The organism is Synechococcus sp. R55.7 (genome assembly GCF_047461955.1).
In the GTDB taxonomy this organism is placed as follows: domain Bacteria; phylum Cyanobacteriota; class Cyanobacteriia; order Thermostichales; family Thermostichaceae; genus Thermostichus.
Genome location: NZ_JANSIC010000428.1, coordinates 1 through 823 on the forward strand (window position 1 = coordinate 1; position 823 = coordinate 823).

General features: G+C 49.7%; 1 protein-coding gene. It reads right to left on the reverse strand.

Annotated features, from left to right (window positions below; genetic code table 11):
* On the reverse strand, positions 1-565 hold a 565-nt coding region (locus tag NW820_RS12935), incomplete at its 3' end, for a hypothetical protein (RefSeq protein WP_414407714.1).
* Between the last annotated feature and the right edge of the window lie 258 nt (positions 566-823).

The following is an 823-nucleotide window of genomic DNA, read 5'->3' on the forward strand; positions in this document are numbered from 1 at the left end:
TGCCCTCTTTGAGGGACTGAATGAGCCTTTTTTTCTTGGCTTGTAAATCTCCAATCGAGGCTTTCAGGCTTTGCTCTTCTGCGCGTAACTGAGGAAGTCGTTCTTCTTGAGATTGGATCTGGATCTCTGTTTCAAAATGAAGCTGAGGAGTTTGAGCTTGCGAACGAGCCTCATCATAAGGTTGGGCAGCAGCCACCCCCTTCTGCTGGACTTTTGCCCAATCTTCAAGGGCAGCACGCAGGTTGGCCAGTTCGCTTTGCAGTTGCTGTAGGTCTGAAGGAGTGATTTCGTTTTGCTTCTGTCGATTTTCGAGGTGCTGCAGAAGCTGGATTTTGGCTTTGGCCTCGCTTCCAGATAGAGCAGAAGCCACATAGCCCGTCATCCCCGTGGCCAAACCTGCTGCTCCTGCCTGCCACAGGGATCCTCCCGCCCCAAGGCCACCAATAGCCACCGTAACTCCGGCCAACGCGGGAAAGGCAGTTATCCAAAGCTGGCGGCAGGAGAAAGGCAACATCATCGACCCCAGGGTGGAAGAGGAGATTGTCTTGAAGATTGTTTTGACCATAGGTAATGTTTGGGTAGGTTTTCTCTCACTCACAACTCCTCTTTTTTTAAGGAGAAAGGGGAGCTAGAACCAACACAAAGAACAAAGAACGCCTTAGAGACAATTTTACTGCACTATTTCACTGCACTTCATCACTGCACTTCAAGATGACTCTGGTGTACTGCTGAGGTTACAGTTCTTTACGCCATCCCTCCAGTATGGCCACAACTACAAGTCAATCGCCACTCTAAACCTGCAAGAGCCACTTCAGCTAGAAAT